Origin of the sequence: Sphingomonas sp. (genome assembly GCF_050725575.1) — a bacterium.
Taxonomy (GTDB): Bacteria; Pseudomonadota; Alphaproteobacteria; order Sphingomonadales; family Sphingomonadaceae; genus Sphingomonas.
The window spans coordinates 31111-51201 of record NZ_JBOHHW010000033.1 but is presented as its reverse complement, the minus strand read 5'-3'; the positions used below and the strand labels follow the sequence as shown (position 1 = coordinate 51201).

16 protein-coding genes are annotated in these 20091 nt (G+C 64.7%); 9 read left to right on the top strand and 7 right to left on the bottom strand.

The window, feature by feature from the left end; all coding sequences use genetic code 11:
• Position 1: 1 nt before the first annotated feature.
• The 7 genes from ACRECS_RS19140 to ACRECS_RS19110 form a co-directional block, all read right to left on the bottom strand.
• A complete protein-coding gene (locus ACRECS_RS19140; protein WP_431584540.1) occupies positions 2–2470 on the bottom strand; it encodes a TonB-dependent receptor in 2469 nt (822 codons plus the stop codon).
• Positions 2471–2562: 92 nt separating this feature from the next.
• Positions 2563–4419, bottom strand: a complete 1857-nt coding sequence (locus ACRECS_RS19135; RefSeq protein ID WP_431584539.1) for an asparagine synthase-related protein — start codon at positions 4417–4419, stop codon at positions 2563–2565.
• A 62-nt stretch (positions 4420–4481) separates the two neighbouring features.
• A complete protein-coding gene (locus ACRECS_RS19130) occupies positions 4482–4958 on the bottom strand; it encodes a lasso peptide biosynthesis B2 protein (protein ID WP_431584538.1) in 477 nt (158 codons plus the stop codon).
• Positions 4930–5193 carry a PqqD family protein gene (locus ACRECS_RS19125; RefSeq protein ID WP_431584537.1) on the bottom strand — a complete coding sequence of 88 codons (264 nt, stop codon included), beginning with the start codon at positions 5191–5193 and terminating at the stop codon, positions 4930–4932. The genes ACRECS_RS19130 and ACRECS_RS19125 overlap by 29 nt, the downstream gene beginning before the upstream one ends.
• A complete protein-coding gene (locus tag ACRECS_RS19120) occupies positions 5190–6143 on the bottom strand; it encodes a sulfotransferase domain-containing protein (RefSeq protein WP_431584536.1) in 954 nt (317 codons plus the stop codon). Before ACRECS_RS19120 ends, ACRECS_RS19125 begins: the two co-directional genes overlap by 4 nt.
• Positions 6140–7069 carry a hypothetical protein gene (locus ACRECS_RS19115; RefSeq protein ID WP_431584535.1) on the bottom strand — a complete coding sequence of 310 codons (930 nt, stop codon included), beginning with the start codon at positions 7067–7069 and terminating at the stop codon, positions 6140–6142. Before ACRECS_RS19115 ends, ACRECS_RS19120 begins: the two co-directional genes overlap by 4 nt.
• Positions 7070–7215: 146 nt before the next feature.
• Positions 7216–9084: an ABC-F family ATP-binding cassette domain-containing protein gene (locus ACRECS_RS19110; RefSeq protein WP_431584534.1), complete on the bottom strand. Its 1869-nt coding sequence runs from the start codon at positions 9082–9084 to the stop codon at positions 7216–7218.
• 89 nt (positions 9085–9173) lie between these two features.
• On the opposite strand from ACRECS_RS19110, the gene ACRECS_RS19105 reads away from it, so the two are divergent.
• From ACRECS_RS19105 to ACRECS_RS19065, 9 genes are all read left to right on the top strand, one after another.
• On the top strand, positions 9174–9641 hold the full coding sequence (locus ACRECS_RS19105; protein ID WP_431584533.1) for a GreA/GreB family elongation factor: 468 nt from the start codon (positions 9174–9176) through the stop codon (positions 9639–9641).
• On the top strand, positions 9638–9820 hold the full coding sequence (locus tag ACRECS_RS19100; RefSeq protein ID WP_187763949.1) for a hypothetical protein: 183 nt from the start codon (positions 9638–9640) through the stop codon (positions 9818–9820). Before ACRECS_RS19105 ends, ACRECS_RS19100 begins: the two co-directional genes overlap by 4 nt.
• Before the next feature lie 382 nt (positions 9821–10202).
• Entirely contained in the window at positions 10203–11384 is a 1182-nt protein-coding gene (locus ACRECS_RS19095) for an NAD(P)/FAD-dependent oxidoreductase (RefSeq protein ID WP_431584532.1), read from the top strand.
• Between the two features lie 64 nt (positions 11385–11448).
• Entirely contained in the window at positions 11449–13164 is a 1716-nt protein-coding gene (locus ACRECS_RS19090) for a DEAD/DEAH box helicase (protein WP_431584531.1), read from the top strand.
• A 9-nt stretch (positions 13165–13173) separates the two neighbouring features.
• Positions 13174–13632, top strand: a complete 459-nt coding sequence (locus ACRECS_RS19085; RefSeq protein ID WP_431584530.1) for a YaiI/YqxD family protein — start codon at positions 13174–13176, stop codon at positions 13630–13632.
• A 137-nt stretch (positions 13633–13769) separates the two neighbouring features.
• Positions 13770–14969: an efflux RND transporter periplasmic adaptor subunit gene (locus ACRECS_RS19080; RefSeq protein WP_431584529.1), complete on the top strand. Its 1200-nt coding sequence runs from the start codon at positions 13770–13772 to the stop codon at positions 14967–14969.
• 7 nt (positions 14970–14976) lie between these two features.
• Complete coding sequence (locus ACRECS_RS19075; RefSeq protein WP_431584528.1) at positions 14977–18171, top strand: efflux RND transporter permease subunit; 3195 nt, start codon at positions 14977–14979, stop codon at positions 18169–18171.
• Positions 18168–19646, top strand: coding sequence for an efflux transporter outer membrane subunit (locus ACRECS_RS19070; RefSeq protein ID WP_431584527.1), 1479 nt, complete (start codon positions 18168–18170; stop codon positions 19644–19646). Before ACRECS_RS19075 ends, ACRECS_RS19070 begins: the two co-directional genes overlap by 4 nt.
• A gap of 76 nt (positions 19647–19722) precedes the next feature.
• Positions 19723–20082, top strand: coding sequence for a poly(R)-hydroxyalkanoic acid synthase subunit PhaE (locus tag ACRECS_RS19065; protein WP_431584526.1), 360 nt, complete (start codon positions 19723–19725; stop codon positions 20080–20082).
• Positions 20083–20091 lie beyond the last annotated feature (9 nt).

Genomic DNA, 20091 nt, shown 5'->3' with positions numbered 1-20091 from the left:
ATCAGTATCGCACCCCGATTTCGATGCCCCAGAACCGCGGTCGGTCCATCCGGACATAGGGTGTGCCAAGCGTGTCGGCGGTAATCAGGTTGAGGTTCCGCGGCGTGCGGACATCGAACAGATTGTCCGCGAACAATGCCACCGACAGCCGGTCATTGGGCAAGCGCCAGCCGATCCGCGCATTGACGATCTCACGGCTCGACCGCAATTTCTTGAGCTTGGAGAAATCGACCAGATTATCATAATCCGGATTATCCAGATTCTTCAAAAGCTTGGCATCACTGAAGCGAACTGCGTCATTGAGCCGGACGCGTGAGGTGTAGCTGTAGCTGGCATCGGCAAAGATCGAGGAGCCGCCGTCGAGTCTGTGATCATAATGCGCGCCGAGCACGAAGCGCAGGCGCGGCTCACCGGTCGGCTGGCCGGAAATGTCTTTGTCCTGCTCCCTGCGCTTCAACCAGGTCGAGTCGATATAGCTCGCGACGCCACTCAGTTTCAGGCTCTTCGACACGACCAGCTGGGTTTCGAGGTCCACGCCATAGGCCTCGCTATCGCCCGAGCGCGTGACATATTGCGGGATGCCGGATCCAGCGACGGTTTCCAGGCTGATCGACTGGCGATTGGCATATTTGAAATAATAGCCCGAGATGTTGAACCGCAGGCGTCGGTCGAACAATTCGGTCTTCGCGCCGCCCTCATAACTCCACACCGCTTCCGGCTCGAAAAATGAGTTGATCTGGACGCTGTTGTAGCCGCCCGCCTTGTAGCCGCGCGTGGCCGAAGCGAAGAGCAGCACATCGCCAGTCGCCTTGTAATCGATCACGAAACGCGGGCTGACGTCGGAGAATGTATCCTTGCGGTTGAAGCGGACGCCCTCGAGTGGCCCGGCGTTGAAGATGAGGTCCGGGCCCAGAAGCGGGCCAAGCACGGCCATGTAGAATGTGTTGACGTCAATCAAAGCACCATCAGGAAATACCGGCCATGGCGGAGCCTCCGGAGGGGGCGGAGGGAACCCTGCCAGGATTGCGTTATACAACGCTCCCGGCGCCGTTATTGCGATAAGACCCGGCGCATCATGGAGGTCGTTCAACCACGTGAAGCTCTTCTCGTCGCGGGTATAACGTAGGCCCACGGTGAGGTTGAGTTTCGGGGTCACCGCCCAAGTCGCATCGCCGAACGCCGCATAGGATTTGTTGCGGGTGTAGTTATTCATGTCCTCGCGCCAGGGCAGGCCGAAGACGGGAAGGCCTACACTGTCGAGGACGGAAAAGATCGGGAGGCCCGACGCACCAAGCGCAGTATCAACCGAGTCAGTGAACAAAGTGACCCGGCTGGTTTGCCGCCCCCGCTCCTGAAAATAGCTCAGCCCGGCAACCACGTTCAGCGTATCGCCCGAATGCGCCAGCCGCAATTCCTGGTAGAAGCTGCTGTTCTTCTCGATATTCTCCGTATCGAGATAGCGCGCGCGGATATTGGTGCCGTCCTCATCCTCGCGGTTGCTGGTGGTGAATTTCTTGTAGGCGCTGATACTGGTCAGCGTGACCGGGCCAAAGTCATGATTGGCGGTCAGCGTCACTGCGTTGAGGATGCGTGCCTCGCGCGACTTGAGCACATCGTCGGCGAATGAGCCTTCCGGATCCTGGCTGAGCGCGAATTTGCTGATCCCGATCGCGGCGGGGCCGTCCTTGTCGGTATCGTCATGGTCATAGCTGAGTGTGATATCGGTATCGCTGCTCGGCTCGAAACGCAGCGCGGCGCGGCCGGACCAGTTATTCTCACGCTCATAACGCGCGCCAGTGACGGCATCGGTCAGATAGCCGTTGCGCTTGTTGTAGACACCGTTGACGCGCAGGAAGAGCGTGTCGGTAATCGGCGCGTTGACCATCGCGTCGATGCGGTGCTTGCCGTAATTGCCGATCCGCACCGTCGCCGCAGCTTCCAACTTGTCCACCGGCTTGCGAGTGATGATCGAGATCGCACCGGCCGAGGTGTTACGGCCGAACAGGGTGCCCTGCGGCCCTTTCAGCACTTCGACGCGCTCGATATCGTTAAAGAAGATCAGCGCCGCGCCCGAACGCGCCGAATAGACGCCGTCAATGAAGATGCCGACCGCCGGATCGGTACCGATGCCGAAGTCATCGGTGCTGACGCCGCGGATCGTATAGGATGGCTGAGTCACCGAGCTATCGTTGATCGACAGGCCCGGAGTGTAGGTATCGAGATCGCCGACGCTTTGCGCGCCCAGCGCCGCGATCGACTCGGCGTTGAAGGCAGTGATGCTGATCGGCACGTCCTGGAGCGACTGTTCGCGCTTCTGCGCGGTGACGATGATGTCGTCGAGACCAGAATTGTCCGCCGTCTGTTCAGGCGCTGCGGCGGTCTGGGCCGGCGCATCCTGCGCCATCGCTTGGCCTCCTGCGACCAGCGCAACGCTGCTCGCCGCCGCCAGCAGGATTTTTCGACACACCATCTCCGCCCCTCCCCGTTTTCGGTTAGAAGCCCAAAAATCTAGCGATCGTTATCATATAGTCAAGGCTATATTTATGCCGTTAGGATCGTGTTTTAGCGGTTCTCGCGCCTGAACCATTCGACGAATCGCGCCATCATATAGCCGCCCAGCGCCGCCTGAGTTTCCCGCTCCCAGCCGGAATTATGATCGTCCGGGCCGCGAGCATCGAGCAGCGTGCGCAGTCTGGGAAAGTCGATCATCCGCGACAGGCTCTCCGACCGTTCCATCCGGTCGAACTCGGCATGGAGCTGCGGCGCGAGGCTGCTGACCATGCGCTGGAAATCGGGAATCTCGTCATCATTGCGGCGCCAGCGATCCTGGAATTCGCGCGGATACACTTCGGCCAGCGCACGGCAGGCGAGATAGCGGCTGCGGCCATTCTTCAGGTACAGATCCTCGGGGATCGCCAGGGCGAGTTCGACCACGCGCTTGTCATGAAAGGGGCGGGTCAATGTCAGCCCATGGTACGCCGCCGCGGCACCTGCGCCGCCGCCTGAGCGCACCTGATCGATCGTCTCCGACAATCGCGCGCGCATCGCGGTCTGGTCACGCGGCGCCTGTCGCAACCTTGCCGGATCGACAACGCCCTCCGCAATCAGCCGCTCGGCGAAGCCAGGCTGGACCGGCTGTCCCTGCCATGATGGCGCGGCACGCAGCCTTTTGCGCCACAGACTCGGAACCAGCCAGGGCGCGACATGTGGCAGCAGGTCCAGCATGACCGTTGTCCGCAACGAGCGCCCCGACCGACGCAGATGCGCGCGAAGTTCGTGCGCGAAGCGCTTCAGCGGACCGGTCTTGAGGAAACGCGCCAGCGCCGCATGGCCCCGCGGGTTGAGCGTATAATCGCCGCCATGGCCATCCATCACCAGCCGCGTCCCCACCCCCGCCAGAGCGCCGTGCATCGCGTCGTGCACGAAACTGTAGCTCGATTGCGGCGTCTGTCGTTCTGCCAGTCTGCAGTCGAGATCGGTCAATGCGTCGATCCCATCCCGCGTGACGCAGCGTAAGTCGATCCACGGCATGTCGCGCGCGCACATCTCGACCCAGCGCCGCGCATGGCGGATCGTGCCCTGGTACTCGCCCGGCATGACCGAGCTGGCGCAGACGAGCTTCCGCCCGGTGCCCGCCAGCACGGGACCGGCAAGGCCGGCAATCGCCGCGCTGTCATAGCCACCGCTCAATTGCAGGCCCGGCGGCGCGTTCAGACCACGCAACCGGCACGCCACCGCCTCCCCCAGCACGCGGCGATATGCCGCGACATAATAGGCTTCATCATGGCCGAGGTGATCGGGATCGGCCTGCGGTGTCCAATAGGCATGCAGCGATGCAGTGCCGTCGAGCCCGACCGACAGGCTATGGCCGCCGGGCAAGTTGAGGATGCCGTCGAACATCGCCTGTCCCGGACGCAGATCCATCGCCTGCATCAGATGCCGGCCGATCATGTCGTCGCTCAACGTTCGCGGCACGTCGGGCACTGCCCAGAGCGCCTTGGCGATCGGTGCAAAGGCCAGCAAGCCGTCGCTGAGATGGTAGCAAAGATCACGCTGCCCCATATGATCGCGCGCCAGCAGCAACCGCCTGCGGGGACCGTCCCACACAGCAAAGACGAAATCGCCAAGCAGGTGCGCGGGGCACTCATCGCCCCATTTCAGATAGGCGCGCAGGATCAGCGCGCTGTCGGGCGTAGTCGGCAGATCGGCCGTCGGGATATCCAGCGCATCGCCAAGCGCCGCACGATCGTCGAGCCGGCTGTCCGCGACCAACATGATACCACTCGCCCGATCATACAGCGGCTGCACCTCGCCCAGATCGACATGCCGGAGATGGCTCAGACAGACACCAAGCCCGACCGGTCCGGCTGTTTCGGCGAATGCGCCGTCCAGCGCGCGATTGGCCAGCGCGGCACGCATGCGGTCAAGATCGCGCGCCGAAACCTCTCCGCCGTCGAAGCGCAGAATGCCGAAGACAGCGCTCAGACGAAGCAGCCGATTTCGGCGAGGTTGGGCGCGACCGGATAGCCGGTGACCTTGACCCCTGCCGCATCGAGCCAGGCATGCGCGTCGATCGGCTTCTCGTCACCGCGCCCGGCACCGAAATGCATCACGGTGGCGATACCGCGCCGCCGCAACATGGTCTGCGCGGCCATCGCCTGTTGCAGGCACACTGAGCGGAACGGCATGAACGGCGCCGAGGCGCGCACCGCCCAGCCGATATCGCGGGCAAGCTTCATCTGATCGGCGGTCGCGCCCTCGGCATGGGCGGCAACACGCGGATCGGTCGGTGGCACGAACGCGCCGAGTGTCTTTGAAATCCTGCCGAACGGGAACAGCAACAGCCGCACCCGCGCGAAAAACATGCTCGCCGCCGCCTCGATCACCAGCGCGCGTCGATGATGGCCGACACCGCCGAGCGTGCGGGCCTTACGGGCGAGTGATCGCAACCGCGCCATGTTTTTCCATCTGTTCGAGGAACGCCTCGACCTCGCTGCGGCAAACATCGGGCTCGATCACGAACTCGCGCTGCAGCGCCGCGCAGACCGTATCAAGATTACTCGGCGTCTCGATCAATTCCCAGATCCGCGCGCCGACCTCGTTGACGCCGAGATAATTGCCCTTCTCCGCGCTCATCATCATGATCTCGTCGCCCACGCGCGCGCTGAGCCAGTCACCCCGTCGTTCGATCAACCCGCCATCCTTTCGATCCTGTCCTGTGTCGGCAATCCATTCTCTGCCGCCGCCGCGTTTTCAGCCAGCGCATAACCGAGCCGCGCCATCATCGGTGCGTGATCGCGCTCGATCCGTGCAACCTGGCCGAAGTCTAGCTCATCGCGCCACCCGCCCGAAACCCCGCGGCGGAAGAAACTGCCTGGCCCCTTACCCGTCTTGGGCCGTGGCGCCTCGCGAAAACCGCGCTCTTCTTCCTGCTTCTTCAGCTCGCCGAATTCCGCAAACCCTGCGGCACGTGCCGTTTCCTCGGCGGTCGCATCGATCCCGGCAAAGGCCAGCGCGACACGAAGCGCATCGCCGGTATCGGCATGCATGTCCTCGTACCGTACCAGATGAACCGGAATATCGGTCTGGGTCAGCCACGCATCGATAAAGCCGCTCCAGCCTGCCAGTTGCTGGCGCAGCTGGTTGGGCTGGCGGTCGCGATGGCCGCAAAAACTCGATGCAGGGTCCGCCATGAACCCGATCGCCTCATCGATACTGGTGCGGTTGTGATTGGCGAGCGAAGGCGCCACGTCGCGCGGATCGCGCACGATCAGGATCGCGCCATCGGCCCCCTTGGCACCCGCCATCAGCGCGACGCCATCGGGATTACAGGTGTAGGAATCATGCGTCTTTACGAAGCGGGTATGACCGATCTTCGTTTCGGCTTCGTCGGGATCCTCGACATCTTCCTCTGCCAGCGCCGCATAGACCATGGGGCGCAGCCGATCGCATTCCTCATGCGTGAGCAATGCGGAGGGGAACATCATGATCGAGTCGAACGAGCCCCGCGCACTGGCAATGCCACTGCGTTCGGGGATGTCGTTGATGTCCACGGGCGCATCGCGGCGCAGATTGGCGACCAGCAACCGGAACCAGGTGTTACCCGATTTCGGATAGGAGGCGAGCCAATAGGTCTTCCTCAAGCTGCTCGCTCCAGCAGCCCAAGCTCGCGCCAGTGCGCTTCGAGCCAGCCCACCACAACGGGGAATTTGGCGAAATTGAGCTCGCGGGTCAGCGTGAACACGCCGGCGCTCTGGCTGATCGCGGCAGCCGCCTGAAAGTAGAGCGCCTGCTGATTCATCCGCCGTACCATCGCCGGGCGATAGGCATTGCCGCGCACCATCAGTGCGCCGTCGACGATATTGGGGCGCACGATTCCCGGCACCGCCGGTGGCCGCGCCTCGCGCAGTACATAGATTGCGGCGAGCGGCAGCGCGACAGTCGAGGCAGCGCGCGGCTCGACATAGAATTTCTCCAGCACCTTGCGCACCGGTGCCGCGCGGCGCCCCGCCATGTCGAGCCTGTCGATCGAATTCTGCCACAGCTTCAACTGACGCCCGTCGGGCTGGACCCAGGGCAATCCGTCGGCGTCCATTGCGATGCCGCAGAAATCGTCGGTGACCAGATCGTAACCGGCATCCGACAGCGCCGCCGCCAGCGTCGACTTCCCCGCACCCGACGGTCCGCAGAACAGCACGGCGCTGTCGCGAACCCGAACCGCGCTGGCATGGAGCACGATACGCTCGCGCTGATGCAGCAGGATGCCGAAACCGGTGCCGCTGACGAAAATCGTCGCCTCTTCCGGCGCCACGCCATCGGCAATCGCAAAGACGATCTCGCGGCCCTCGGTCAGCAGCATCCTCAGGATGCCGGGAACTTCGAGCAGGAACCGCCGCCCGCTGACCTGCCAGGTCGGACCGGACGATTCCACGCTCTCCAGTGCCGCGGGCACCTCGCCTTGGCGAATGACCACATCGGGGCGAACGCCCGGCACATCCTCTCCGGCGATCAGCCCGGGCAGGACCAGCTCGCTCGCGACCGACAGCCCGGAAACGGTATAATGATACAAGCGCGCTATCCCCATGACGCCGGTCACCCCCGTGGCCCACTGTCGCGGCCCACCCCCGCGACTACGCCATTTGTGACGATTTTACCCGTGTCGCGCAACCGGATGCTGCGTCCGGAAAACACGCGATCGTCCCGCTTTGACGGCGGTCAGGCGGCGGCCTGTTCCAGCGCCTCGCTTGCTTCCAGCCACTTTGCCTCTGCCGCTTCAAGCTTCTCCGCCACATCGGCGCGGCGCTTCATCAACTCGCTCATCGGCAATTTGGCCAATGCCGGTTCGGCAGTCGACGGGTCGAACATCGCCTTGTCGAGCGCACTTTGCTCGGCCGTCAGCTTGACCGTCACCGCCTCGGCATCCTGTACGGCCTTGCGCAGCGCCTGGGCCTTTTCGCGATCTTGTGCCGCAGTCTTCTTGTCCTTCTTGCCGCCCTTGGCACCGCCATCCTGCTTGGGCTGGTTCTTGCCCAGGATCAGGTCGGTATAATCCTCAAGGCTGCCCGTGAATTCAGTCGCCGTGCCGTTATCGACCAGCACCAGCCGGTCGGCGGTCAGCTCGATCATATGGCGGTCATGGCTGACCACCACCACGGCGCCCTCATAGGCATTGAGCGCCTGAACCAGCGCCTCGCGCGCATCGACGTCCAGATGGTTGGTCGGTTCGTCGAGGATCAGCATGTGCGGCGCGTCGCGCGTGATCAGGGCCAACGCCAGCCGAGCGCGCTCGCCGCCCGACAGCTTGCCGACCTTGGTCGTCGCCTTCTGTCCCGAAAAGCCGAACCGGCCGAGCTGGCCGCGCACCGCGGCGGGCGAACTGCCGCTCATCATGCGCGTCATATGTTCGAGCGGCGTATCGTCGCCGTCGAGTTCCTCGACCTGATACTGAGTGAAATAGCCGACGCGCATCTTGCCCGACGCCGTCATCCCGCCCTCCATCGGGGCAAGCTGCGCGGCGAGCAGTCGCGCGAGCGTGGTCTTGCCGTTGCCGTTTCGCCCAAGCAGCGCGATCCGGTCATCCGGGTCGAGCCGTAGGTTGAGGCGGCGCAGGATCGGCTTGTCCTCGGTATAGCCGACCGCCGCCATGTCGAGCGTCACCAAAGGCGGCTTCAATTCGTCCGGACTTGGGAAATCAAACGACAGCGTCGGATCCTCGGCCAGCGCCGCGATCGGCTGCATCTTGGCGAGCATCTTGGCGCGCGACTGCGCCTGTTTGGCGGTCGAGGCGCGCGCGCTGTTGCGGGCGATATAGTCCTGCAACTTGGCGCGCTGCGCATCCTGGCTGGCCTTGGCGGCGGCGAGCTGCGCCGCGCGTTCGGCGCGCTGCTGCTCGAAACTATCATAGCCGCCGGTGTACATCGTCACCTTGCCGCCCTCGAGATGGAGGATAGTGTCGACGACATTGTTGAGCAGGTCGCGCTCATGGCTGATCACGACCATCATCGCCGGATAGGCCTTGAGGAAATTCTCCAGCCACAAGGTCGCTTCGAGATCGAGATGGTTCGATGGCTCGTCGAGCAGCAGCAGATCGGGTTCGGAAAACAGCAGCGAGGCCAGCGCCACACGCATCTTCCAGCCGCCCGAATAGCTGTCGAGCGGACGATTCTGCATTTCCTCGTCAAAGCCGAGGCCGACCAGGATGCCGGCGGCACGCGCCGGGGCGGTATAGGCGTCGATCGCCATCAGCCGCTCATAGACTTCGCCGAGCCGGTCGGGGTCCTCGCAGGTTTCGCTTTCCGCGAGCAGGGCCGCACGCTCGGTATCGGCGCCGAGCACCGCTTCGATCGGCGAGGTGATGCCAGAGGGCGCTTCCTGCGCGATATAGCCGATGCGCGTCTTGCGCGGCATCTCGATCTCGCCGTCATCGGGCTCGAGCTGGCCGATCATGACCTTCATCAAGGTCGATTTGCCCGCGCCGTTGCGCCCGATCAGCCCGACGCGGCTTTTCGGGGGCAGCGCCGCACTTGCGCGGTCGAGAATCGTCCGCCCGCCCAGGCGCACCGTGATACCATTGATATTCAGCATGGGCGCGCCCCTAGCATGGGAAACGGCCTATCCCAAGTGGTGGCGGACACGCCGCGAATGTTTCATGGGGGAGGATTGAGGAGAGTGACATGAGCGTCGCATTCCGTCGCGAAAGCGACGAGGAGCATCTTGAGCCGAAATTCGAAATCCCGATCGCGCCGGGGCCGAATATCGTTACGCCGCGCGGCCTGAAACTGATCGACGCGAAAGTGATCGAACTGGAGGCGGCGGTTGACGCCGCGGTGGAACCGGAGCTCGCAGTGCTGAAGCGCGAGCTGCGCTACTGGCATACCCGCCAGACCACCGCCGAAGTCGCACCGCCACCGGCCGAGGGTGAAATCGGCATCGGATCGCGCGTGACGATTCGCATGGCCGGCAAGCAGCGCGTGGTCGAAATCGTCGGCGGCGACGAAGCCGATCCGGCGGAGGGGCGCATTGGCTTCGCCGCACCACTCGCCCAGGCGCTGGTCGGCGGGGAGATTGGCGAGCGAGTCGATTTCAACGGCGTTGCCGAAGCCATCGAAATTCTCGATAGCGTTGCAATCGGAGAGTCATGATGGCCGAAAAGTTCGAACGCCACCGCCAGCCCTGGAAACAGGACGAGATCCAGAAGCTGCACACGCTCGCCAAGAAGGGCATGGGCCTGAAGGCGATCGCCAAAGCGCTGACCCGCACCGAGGAATCGGTCAAGGAACGCGCCAAGGAAGATTCGCTGAACATCGCCAAGCTGCGCTGATCCGGCCCCGTCGCCCTGATTCAATGTGACGCGCGTTCATGCCATCACCCGACACATGGACATCACCGACGATAAAGCCGAATTTTCCGCGACGTTGAATCGGCGCTCCCTGTTTTATCGGCCGCCACTCCCTGTTCGTACAATTATATCTCCCTGTTCCGCATCGGCGATCTCCCTGTTATCGAATAACAGGGAGATCAACACTTATCATATTGAAAATACTAGTTAATTTATCCAACAAAATAGCCTGAATCGCGCCAAATAAAGTGCCGCTCCCTGTTATTCTCCCTGTTATCGGCCGATAACAGGGAGAATACCGCCCGCCGCCCGGCGATGGACCGCAGATTTTCGGGCGAATTCTGACGACAGGAATTGTAATCACGTGCCCGTGACCGGAAACTATGACGCGATCATCCTCGGCGCCGGCGCCGCAGGCCTGATGTGCGCGGCTGTCGCCGGCCAGCGCGGGCGCCGCGTGCTGCTGGTCGACCATGCCGATGAAGTGGGCAAGAAGATCCTCATCTCGGGCGGCGGACGGTGCAATTTCACCAATATCAACACCGCGCCCGACCGCTATCTCTCCGCCAACCCGCATTTCGCCAAGTCAGCACTCAGCCGCTACACCGCCAGTGATTTCATCGCGCTGGTCGATCGCTACGGCATTGCCTGGCACGAAAAGACGCTCGGCCAGCTGTTCTGCGACGGATCGGCGAAGCAGATCGTCGCCATGCTGCTCGACGAATGCGCGATTGGCCATGTCGACCTGTCGCTCGGGCAGCCGGTCGGTGCGATCGATCACGCCAATGGCCTGTTCCGCGTCGCGATCGGCGATCGCACCGTCACCGCGACCTCGCTGGTCCTCGCGACCGGCGGGCCATCGATCCCCAAAATGGGCGCGACAGGCTTCGCTTATGATGTCGCGCGGCGCTTCGGCCTCAAGATCGTCGAGCCTCGCCCTGCGCTTGTGCCGCTGACGCTCGGCGGCGACGAGACCCTGTTCCGCTCGCTCTCCGGTGTCGCGACCGATGTGATCGCCAAATGCGGCAAGACGCAGTTCCGTGAAGCGGCCTTGTTCACCCACAAGGGGCTGTCCGGCCCCGCGATCCTGCAAATCTCCAGCTATTGGCGCTCGAGCGAGACGGTCGGCATCGATTTCCTGCCTGCCCACGGCGGCGGCTGGCTGATCGAGGCGAAGCGCACCCGTCCGCGCGCTGGTTTCGCCTCGACCCTTGCGAGCGCCCTGCCCGCCCGTCTCGCCGAGACATTGGCCGACCGACTCGCGCTGAGCGGCGAATTATCGACCATGACCGACCGCAAACTGACCGAGGCTGAGCAGCGTCTCGCCGACTGGCGCTTCACCCCGAACGGCACTGAAGGCTATGCCAAGGCGGAGGTCACGGCGGGCGGAATCAGCACCGCCGAACTCTCATCGCAAACAATGCAAGCCAAACGCCTACAAAACCTGTATGCGATCGGCGAAGCGGTCGACGTCACTGGGTGGCTGGGCGGCTATAACTTCCAATGGGCATGGGCGAGCGGATGGGCCGCGGCACAGTCTATTTGACCGCAGAACAACATGTTGCGCCTTAGCCGTGGTGGCGGCGCAGCCCATTATTTTTGAGAGACTCATGCCCTTTTCCAATCTTCCTCCGCTTCTCACTGAAGCGCTCTCCGCTCGTGGCTATACTGCCCTCACCCCGGTCCAGGCCGGTGTGCTCGAATCGGAAGCGCTCGGCCGCGACCTGCTCGTCTCGGCGCAAACCGGCTCGGGCAAGACCGTCGCCTTTGGTCTCGCCATGGCGGCACAGCTGCTCGACGAAGAAGGCCGCCTGCCCCAGCAAGGCCCGCTTGCCCTGATCATCGCGCCGACGCGCGAGCTCGCGCTTCAGGTCAGCCGCGAGCTGATGTGGCTCTATGCCAAGACCGGCGGGCGCATCGTCACCTGTGTCGGCGGCATGGACGCGTCGAAGGAACGCCGCGCGCTCAATTATGGCGCGCATATCGTCGTTGGCACGCCGGGCCGGCTGCGCGACCATCTCGAACGCGGCGCGCTCGACCTGAGCAAGTTGCGCGTCGCGGTCCTCGATGAGGCTGACGAGATGCTCGACATGGGCTTCCGCGAGGACCTCGAACAGATTCTCGACGGCACGCCGGGCGAGCGCCGCACGCTGATGTTCTCGGCGACGATCCCCAAGCCCATCGCGGCACTGGCCAAGCGCTATCAGCGCGATGCGGTGCGCATCTCGACCGTCGGCGAAGATCGCGGGCACGGCGACATCGCTTATCAGGCGGTCACCTGCGCGCCGGCCGATATCGAGAATGTCGTGGTCAACTTGCTGCGCTTCCACGAAGCCGAAACCGCGATGCTGTTTTGCGCGACGCGCGACAATGTCCGCCATCTCCATGCCGGCCTGATCGAGCGCGGCTTCAGCGCCGTCGCACTGTCGGGTGAGCATAGCCAGAACGAACGCAACGCAGCACTTCAGGCGCTGCGCGACCAGCGCGCCCGCGTCTGCGTCGCAACCGACGTCGCTGCCCGCGGCATCGATCTGCCGACGCTCAGCCTGGTCATCCATGTCGAGCTGCCACGCGATGCCGAGACGCTTCAGCACCGTTCGGGCCGCACCGGGCGTGCCGGCAAGAAGGGCACTGCGGTCCTCATCGTGCCCTATCCGCGCCGCCGCCGCGTCGAATCGATGCTCAAGGGCGCGCGGATCAATTCCGAATGGATCAACCCGCCGACGCTCGAAGACATCAACGCCAAGGATCATGAGCGGCTGCTCGTGACTCTGCTTGAGCCGGTCGAGGTCGATGACGACGATCGCGCACTGGGCGCAAAGCTGCTCGAGACGCGCAGCCCGGAGGATATCGCCGCAGCACTCGTCCGTCTTCACCGCGCCCGCATGCCGGCCGCCGAAGAATTGCTCGGCCAGGGCAACGACCCCGCGCCGCGCCAGGACGGCCATCGCCCGGGCTTCGAGGATATCGTCTGGTTCCGCATGGATATCGGCCGCCGTCAGAATGCCGATCCGCGCTGGCTGTTGCCGCTGATCTGCCGTCGCGGCCACATCACCAAGAGCGAGATCGGCGCGATCCGCATCTCCGCCAGCGAGACATTGTTCCAGATTCCCCGCGCCGTTGCCGGCCGCTTCAATGCTTCGGTGCTGCGCACTGCGGGCACCGAAGGCGGCGACGAAGGCGGGATCAAGATCGAGAGTGTCCAGGGCGAGCCGCGCGAGGCCGAGCGCCGCCCGCGCCTGACGCCGAGCGCCCGCCCCAGCGGCCCACCCGCCGCACGCCACAAGCCCAAGCCGCACCGCCGCACCAATGACCGGCAGCGGTAAAGAGCTGGCATGACCGGGTCCGTACGCATCCTGGTCGATGGCGATGCGTGCCCGGTCAAGGATGAGATCTACAAGGTCGCGTGGCGGCTTGAGGTGCCGGTCACGATCGTCGCCAACAGCCATTTTCGCGTGCCGCAGCACCCGTTGATCGACCGCGTGGTGGTCAGCGACGGCTTCGACGCGGCGGACGACTGGATCGCCGGGCAGGCAAATGCGGCATCGGTGGTGGTGACCGCCGACATCCTGCTCGCCGACCGCTGCATAAAGGCTGGCGCGACGGTGCTGAGCCCGACCGGCAAGCCGTTCACCGCCAACTCGATCGGCGCGGCGGTGGCGACGCGCGCGATCATGGCCGATCTGCGCGCCGGGGCCGGCGACTCGATTGGCGGCCCCGCCCCCTTTGCCAAGGCCGATCGGTCGCGTTTTCTGTCCGCATTGGACGCTGCGCTGATGAAGTTGCGGCGCTAAAAAATTGTCGCAAATTGTCGCATAGCGCGATTATCGGTCGATATCAGGAACTGGCAGTGCTTTGGTAGGTTTGACCGCGACAACTCAGGATGCCATCGCGCGGCGTCGGCGGTCTTCAGCGATGGGTAGGATATAGATTGCGCCACTTCACGCCGACTCGGATATCGATAGCCGCGACCCTGGCCTTCACGCTGACCGCGTGCGGCGGTGGTGGCGCGCAGGACAAGGCTGGCCGGCGCGGCGCGCAGGGTACGCCGGAGGTCGGCTATGTCGTCGCCCAGCCGACCAGCGTGCCGCTCTCGACCGAACTTGGCGGGCGCGTCACGGCTTATCAGAGCGCAGAGGTCCGCCCTCAGGTCTCGGGCATCATCCGCCGCCGCTTCTTTACCGAGGGCTCGATCGTCAAGCAGGGCCAGACGCTCTACCAGATCGATCCGAGCCTCTATGTCGCCGCCGCCAACGAAGCGAGCGCCAATTTGGCCAACGCACAGGCCAATGCCGACGCGACCCGCGCCAGGGCCGATCGCTATCGCCCGCTCGCCGAGATCGAGGCCGTGGCCAAGCAGGACTATACCGACGCCGCCGCCCAGGCACGCCAGGCCAAGGCCACAGTCGCGCTGAATCGCGCACAGCTCGACACGGCGCGGATCAATCTGCGCTTCACCAATGTCCCAGCGCCGATCACTGGCCGTATCGGACGCTCGCTCCTCACCGAAGGTGCGCTGGCGACGGCCAGCCAGGCCGATCCGCTCGCCACGATCCAGCGGCTCGACCCGATCTTCGTCGACATCCAGCAATCCAGCGCCGACCTGCTCACGCTGCGGCGCGCGCTCAGCAGCGGCGGCCTCGTGCCCGCTCAGGCCAATGTCAGGCTGAAGCTGGAGGACGGCAGCATCTATTCCCAGACCGGCACGGTCGAATTCTCCGAAGTGGTGGTCAACGAAAGCACCGGCACCGTCACGCTGCGCGCGCGCTTCCCCAATCCGCAGGGGCTGTTGCTGCCGGGCATGTTCGCGCGCGCGACCTTCGCGCAATCGGTCGATTCCAGCGCCTATCTCATCCCCCAGGCCGGGGTGAAGCGCGACCCCAAGGGCAATACCACGGTGCTGCTGGTCGGCCCCGGCAACAAGGCGATCCAGCGCGATGTGACCACGCAGCGTGTGGTCGGCGAGAACTGGGTTGTGACGGCCGGCCTGAACCCTGGCGACAAGGTGATTGTCGAGGGCACGGCCAAGGCCAAGAACGGCGAGGCGGTCAAACCCGTGCCCGCCGGCTCGCCGCAGAAACTGCAGGCGCCAGGCAAATCAGGCGCGTCCGCCGCCAAGACCAAGGGCTGATCCCCCGGTGATCTCGCGCATTTTCATCGACCGGCCGATTTTCGCCTGGGTCATCGCGATCATCATCATGCTGGGCGGCATCGGTGCGATCTACACGCTGCCGATCGAGCAATTCCCCGATGTGGCACCGCCCAACGTCAACATTCGCGCGACCTATCCCGGCGCATCGGCCGAAACGCTGGAGAACAGCGTCACGCAGGTGATCGAGCAGCAGCTGACCGGCATCGACGGCCTGCTCTATTTCAGCTCGAACAGCAGCTCGCGCGGACAGGTGACGATCACCGCGACCTTTGAAAAGGGCGTCGATCCCGATATCGCGCAGGTCCAGGTCCAGAACAAGGTGCAGCAGGCGATCAGCCGCTTGCCGCAACAGGTCCAGCAACAGGGCCTGACCGTCACCAAATCCAATCCCGATTTCCTGCTGCTCGTATCGATCTACGACAAGACCGACCGCGTCACCAACCAGGACGTGTCGGATTATCTGATCGCCAACTTCCAGGACCGGCTCGGGCGCATCCCGGGGGTCGGCGACACCAATGTGTTCGGCGCGCAATATGCCATGCGGGTATGGCTGCGGCCCGACCGCCTCGCTGCCTATTCGCTGATGCCGAGCGACGCGATCAACGCGATCACCGCACAGAATACCGAGATCGCGGCGGGCGAGGTCGGCGGCCAGCCAATGCCGACGACGCAAATGCTCAATGCGACGGTCACGGCCCAGTCGCGCCTGCAGACGCCGGAGCAATTCGCCAACATCATCGTCAAGACCGCGCGCGACGGGTCGATCGTGCGCCTGTCCGACGTTGCGCGGGTCGAACTGGGCGCGGAAAGCTATCAGACCGTCAGCCGGGTCAACGGCCATCCCGGCGCCGGCATCGCCGTATCGCTTGCGCCGGGCGCCGACGCGCTGTCGACCGCGGAACTGGTCAAGGCCGATATCGAGAATGCCGCCAAGTCGATGCCCGACGGCTTCGCCTATGCCTTCCCCCAGGATTCGACCGCGTTCATCAAATTGTCGGTCGAGGAAGTGGTCAAGACTTTGGTCGAGGCGATCATCCTCGTCGTCATCGTCATGTTCGTGTTCCTGCAGAACTGGCGCGCGACGCTGATCCCGACGATCGCGGTGCCGGTCGTGCTGCTCGGCACCTTCGCCGTTTTCTCGCTCGCGGGCTTTTCGATCAACACACTGACTCTGTTCGGCCTGGTGCTGGCGATCGGCCTGCTGGTCGACGACGCGATCGTCGTGGTCGAGAATGTCGAGCGGCTGATGGATGAGAATCCCGACATGTCGCCGCGCGACGCGACGATCGAATCGATGAACGAGATCACCGTCGCCTTGATCGCGATCGCGCTGGTGCTGTCGGCGGTGTTCCTGCCGATGGCGTTCTTCGGCGGGTCGACCGGTGTGATCTATCGCCAGTTCTCGGTCACCATCGTGTCGGCGATGATCCTGTCGGTGGTCGTTGCACTCGTCCTGACCCCTGCCCTGACCGCCACGCTGCTCAAGCGGCGCAGCGAGGAGAAGCAGGGCGACAGCTGGTTCGCGCGCAAGACGCAGGACGCGCGCGACTGGTTCAATCGCAACTTCGAGAAGATGACCGAACGCTACACCAACAGCGTGGCGAAGGTGGTCGATCACAAGCTGATCGTCCTGCTCGCTTATGCCGGCGTGGTAACGCTGCTCGCATTGTTGTTCGTGCGCCTGCCGACCGGCTTCCTGCCCAACGAGGATCAGGGTGCCGCGCAGGTCCAGTTCAACCTGCCGCCCGGCGCGACGCAGGGCCGCACGGTCGCGGTGCAGAAGCAGGTCGAGCAATATTTCCTCACTCAGGAAAAGGCCAATGTCAGCGTGCTGTTCACCAATGCCGGCGGCGGCGGCGGCGGCGCGAGCGGGCAGAATACCGGGCGCGGTTTTCTCGCGCTGACCGACTGGGCCGATCGCCCGGGCAGCAAGAACAGCGCCCAGGCAGTCACCCAGCGTGCGTCAAAGGCACTCAGTGGCCTGCGTGACGCGGACATCTTCGTGACGGTGCCGGCGGCGGTGCGCGGGCTTGGCCAGTCGGCCGGCTTCACCCTGGAATTGCAGAACACCGGCAGCATGACCCGCGCCGATTTCAAGGCGGCACGCGACAGGCTGCTCGCCGCCGCGCGCGCCGACCCGGACCTCGCCGCGGTCCGTCCGACCGATCTCGAGGACCAGCCGACACTCAAGATCGAGATCGACCAGCAAAAGCTGAGCGCGCTCGGGCTGAGCCAGGCCGACGTCAATGCAACGCTCGCGACTGCGTGGGGTGGCCGCTACGTCAACGACTTCAACGATCGCGGCCGCGTGAAGCGCGTCTATGTCCAGGGCGACGCGCCCTATCGCCATAGCCCGGATGATATCGCGCAATGGTATGTCCGCGCCGCCGATGGCCAGATGGCGCCCTTCTCGGCCTTTTCGACCATCTCCTGGTCGACTGCGCCGTCATCGCTGCTGCGCTTCCAGGGCCTGCCCGCGTTCGAAATTCAGGGCCAGGCCGCACCGGGCAAGAGCTCGGGCGAGGCGATGAACAGGATGGAACAGCTGGCGGCGCAATATCCGGGCACTTCGGTCGCCTGGTCGGGCCTGTCGTTCCAGGAACGCTTGTCATCGGGCCAGGCGCCGTTCCTCTATGCCATTTCGCTGCTCGTCGTGTTCCTGTGCCTGGCCGCTTTGTATGAAAGCTGGTCGATCCCGGTCGCGGTATTGCTGGTCATTCCGCTCGGCCTGGTCGGTGCGGTGTTCGCGGTCACGCTGCGCGGGCTGGAGAATGACGTCTTTCTGCAGATCGGCCTGCTGACGACGATGGGCCTCGCCGCGAAGAACGCGATCCTGATCGTCGAGTTCGCCGAACAGGCGGAGAAGAAGGGCAAGCGCATCATCGACGCCGCGATCGAGGCCGCACGCCTGCGTCTGCGGCCGATCCTGATGACCAGCCTTGCCTTCATCTTCGGCGTGCTGCCGCTGGCGATTTCAACCGGCGCCGGCGCGAACAGCCGCGTCGCGATCGGCACGGCAGTGATCGGCGGCATGCTGACCGCCACGATCCTGGCGATCTTCTACATTCCGCTGTTCTTCGTGCTGGTCCGCCGCGGCACCCGTGACGTGCTCAAGAAGCTGCATCACGAAGCGCCGCATGACGAGCCCCATAATGATCCTAGGCCGGAGCCAAGTGCATGAGGTCCATGCTCGCCCTGCTCCTGGCCAGTGCGTCGCTCAGCGCCTGCACCAGCATGGCGCCCAAATATGCCCGCCCCGAGGCTCCGGTGCCGGCATCCTGGCCAGTCGGTGACGCGTATCTGAAGCAAAGCGAAGCGGCGCTGCCGAGCATTTCCTATCGCGACATCTTCCGCGACGACCGGCTGCGGCGGATCGTCGAACAGGCGCTGGTCAATAACCGCGACCTGCGCGTCGCCGCCGCCAATATCGTCGCGGCGCGCGCGCAATACCGCATCCAGCGCGCCGACCTGCTGCCGCAAGTCGATGCCTCGGCCGGCGTCACCCGCGCCGACAGCGGCACCGGCCGCACCACCACCACCGGCGGGAGCGCCGCGAGTGGCGGCGCGCGCACCACTTACAGCACCGACCTTGGTATCACCGCGTTCGAGATCGACCTGTTCGGCCGAGTCCGCTCGCTCACCGACGCGGCGCAGAACCGCTATTTCGCGACCGAGGCCGCTGCCCGTGCGACGCGGCTGACCCTGGTCGGCGACATCGCCAATGCCTGGCTCAACTATGCCGCCGATCAGAGCCTGCTCAAGATCGCGCAGGACACCGCGGCCAGCGCCGAACGCAGCGTCAAGCTGACCAAGGCGCGGCTCGACGGCGGCGTCGCGCCGCGCACCGATCTCAGCCAGTCACAGCTTGTCCTTGCCCAGGCGCAATCCGATCTGGCGGTGCAGACCACCGCGCTCGCACAGGACGTCAATCTGCTGCAACTGCTGGTCGGCGCGCCGGTCGACACCGCTCTGCTTCCCGGCACGATCGACGAGGCCGCGAAGACGGTCGCCGAACTGCCGGCAGGGCTCGATTCCGGGATCCTGCTGCGCCGTCCCGATGTGCTGCAGGCCGAATATGGCTTGCGCGCCAGCAATGCCGAGATCGGCGCGGCGCGCGCGGCGCTGTTCCCGCGTATCAGCCTGACCGCCGTGCTCGGCTTTGCCAGTAACGCGCTGAGCGGACTGTTCACCGGTGGCGCTTTCAATTACTCGGTCGCGCCAGGCGCGAGCTACCCGATTTTCAGCGCCGGCGCCGGCCGGGCGGGCTTGGAGCAATCGAAGGCGCAGCGCGACGCGGCGCTCGCCACCTACGAAAAATCGATCCAGACTGCCTTTCGCGAAGTGTCCGACGCGCTTGCCCGCCGCGGCACGATTGCCGCGCAGACCCGCGCGGCGCAATCGCTCGCCGCCGCCGCTTCGGACAATTACCGTCTGTCCGACGCGCGCTATCGCGGCGGAATCGACACCTTTCTGCAAAGTCTGGATGCACAGCGTTCGCTTTATACCGCGCAGCGTTCGCTGGTCGCGACGCAATTGACCGGGGCGACCAATCTGGTCGATCTGTACCGCACGCTTGGCGGCGATGCGCAGCTCGACGCTACGGCACGCGGCCCCGTGCCCGCCGGCGCACCAGCCGGCACACCGCCATCGAACTGATGCTGCGGCGATGCTGCATCGCGCAGATGCAGCACACTCGCTTGACGGCGGAGCGCGCCGGGTGAAGGATACGGCCATGGCACTGCCTCCCACGCCCGACCCCTCCGCCTTCATGCGCGAAATGCTCGGCCAATGGGAACAGATGACCAATCAGCTTGGCGGCGAAATGATGAAGTCGGGCGAGTTCGCCCGCGTCGTGCAGGGCGCCAGCACCGCGCAGATGAAAGCCCAGGCCGCCGCGCACCAGATGATGGACAAGGCGCTCGCCGCCGCCAACATGCCGAGCCGCAGTGAAGTCGAGGACCTCTCCGCCCGCCTGCGCGGGGTCGAGGAGACGGTCGGACGGATCGAGGCCCTGCTGATGGCGCAGGCCGGGATCAAGCCGCCGGAGCGCCCGAAGCCGAAGCGCACGCGCAAACCGCCGGCCAAAGCTTGAGCGACAGGG

Excerpts from the sequence above, each read along its gene's own strand:
- ACRECS_RS19090 (WP_431584531.1), top strand. The coding sequence starts at position 11,449 with ATGCCCTTTTCCAATCTTCCTCCGCTTCTCACTGAAGCGCTCTCCGCT.
- ACRECS_RS19070 (WP_431584527.1), top strand. The coding sequence starts at position 18,168 with ATGAGGTCCATGCTCGCCCTGCTCCTGGCCAGTGCGTCGCTCAGCGCC.
- ACRECS_RS19105 (WP_431584533.1), top strand. The coding sequence starts at position 9,174 with ATGAGCGTCGCATTCCGTCGCGAAAGCGACGAGGAGCATCTTGAGCCG.
- ACRECS_RS19085 (WP_431584530.1), top strand. The coding sequence starts at position 13,174 with ATGACCGGGTCCGTACGCATCCTGGTCGATGGCGATGCGTGCCCGGTC.
- ACRECS_RS19140 (WP_431584540.1), bottom strand. The coding sequence starts at position 2,470 with ATGGTGTGTCGAAAAATCCTGCTGGCGGCGGCGAGCAGCGTTGCGCTG.
- ACRECS_RS19110 (WP_431584534.1), bottom strand. The coding sequence starts at position 9,084 with ATGCTGAATATCAATGGTATCACGGTGCGCCTGGGCGGGCGGACGATT.
- ACRECS_RS19135 (WP_431584539.1), bottom strand. The coding sequence starts at position 4,419 with ATGCGTGCCGCGCTGGCCAATCGCGCGCTGGACGGCGCATTCGCCGAA.
- ACRECS_RS19130 (WP_431584538.1), bottom strand. The coding sequence starts at position 4,958 with ATGGCGCGGTTGCGATCACTCGCCCGTAAGGCCCGCACGCTCGGCGGT.
- ACRECS_RS19065 (WP_431584526.1), top strand. The coding sequence starts at position 19,723 with ATGGCACTGCCTCCCACGCCCGACCCCTCCGCCTTCATGCGCGAAATG.
- ACRECS_RS19100 (WP_187763949.1), top strand. The coding sequence starts at position 9,638 with ATGATGGCCGAAAAGTTCGAACGCCACCGCCAGCCCTGGAAACAGGAC.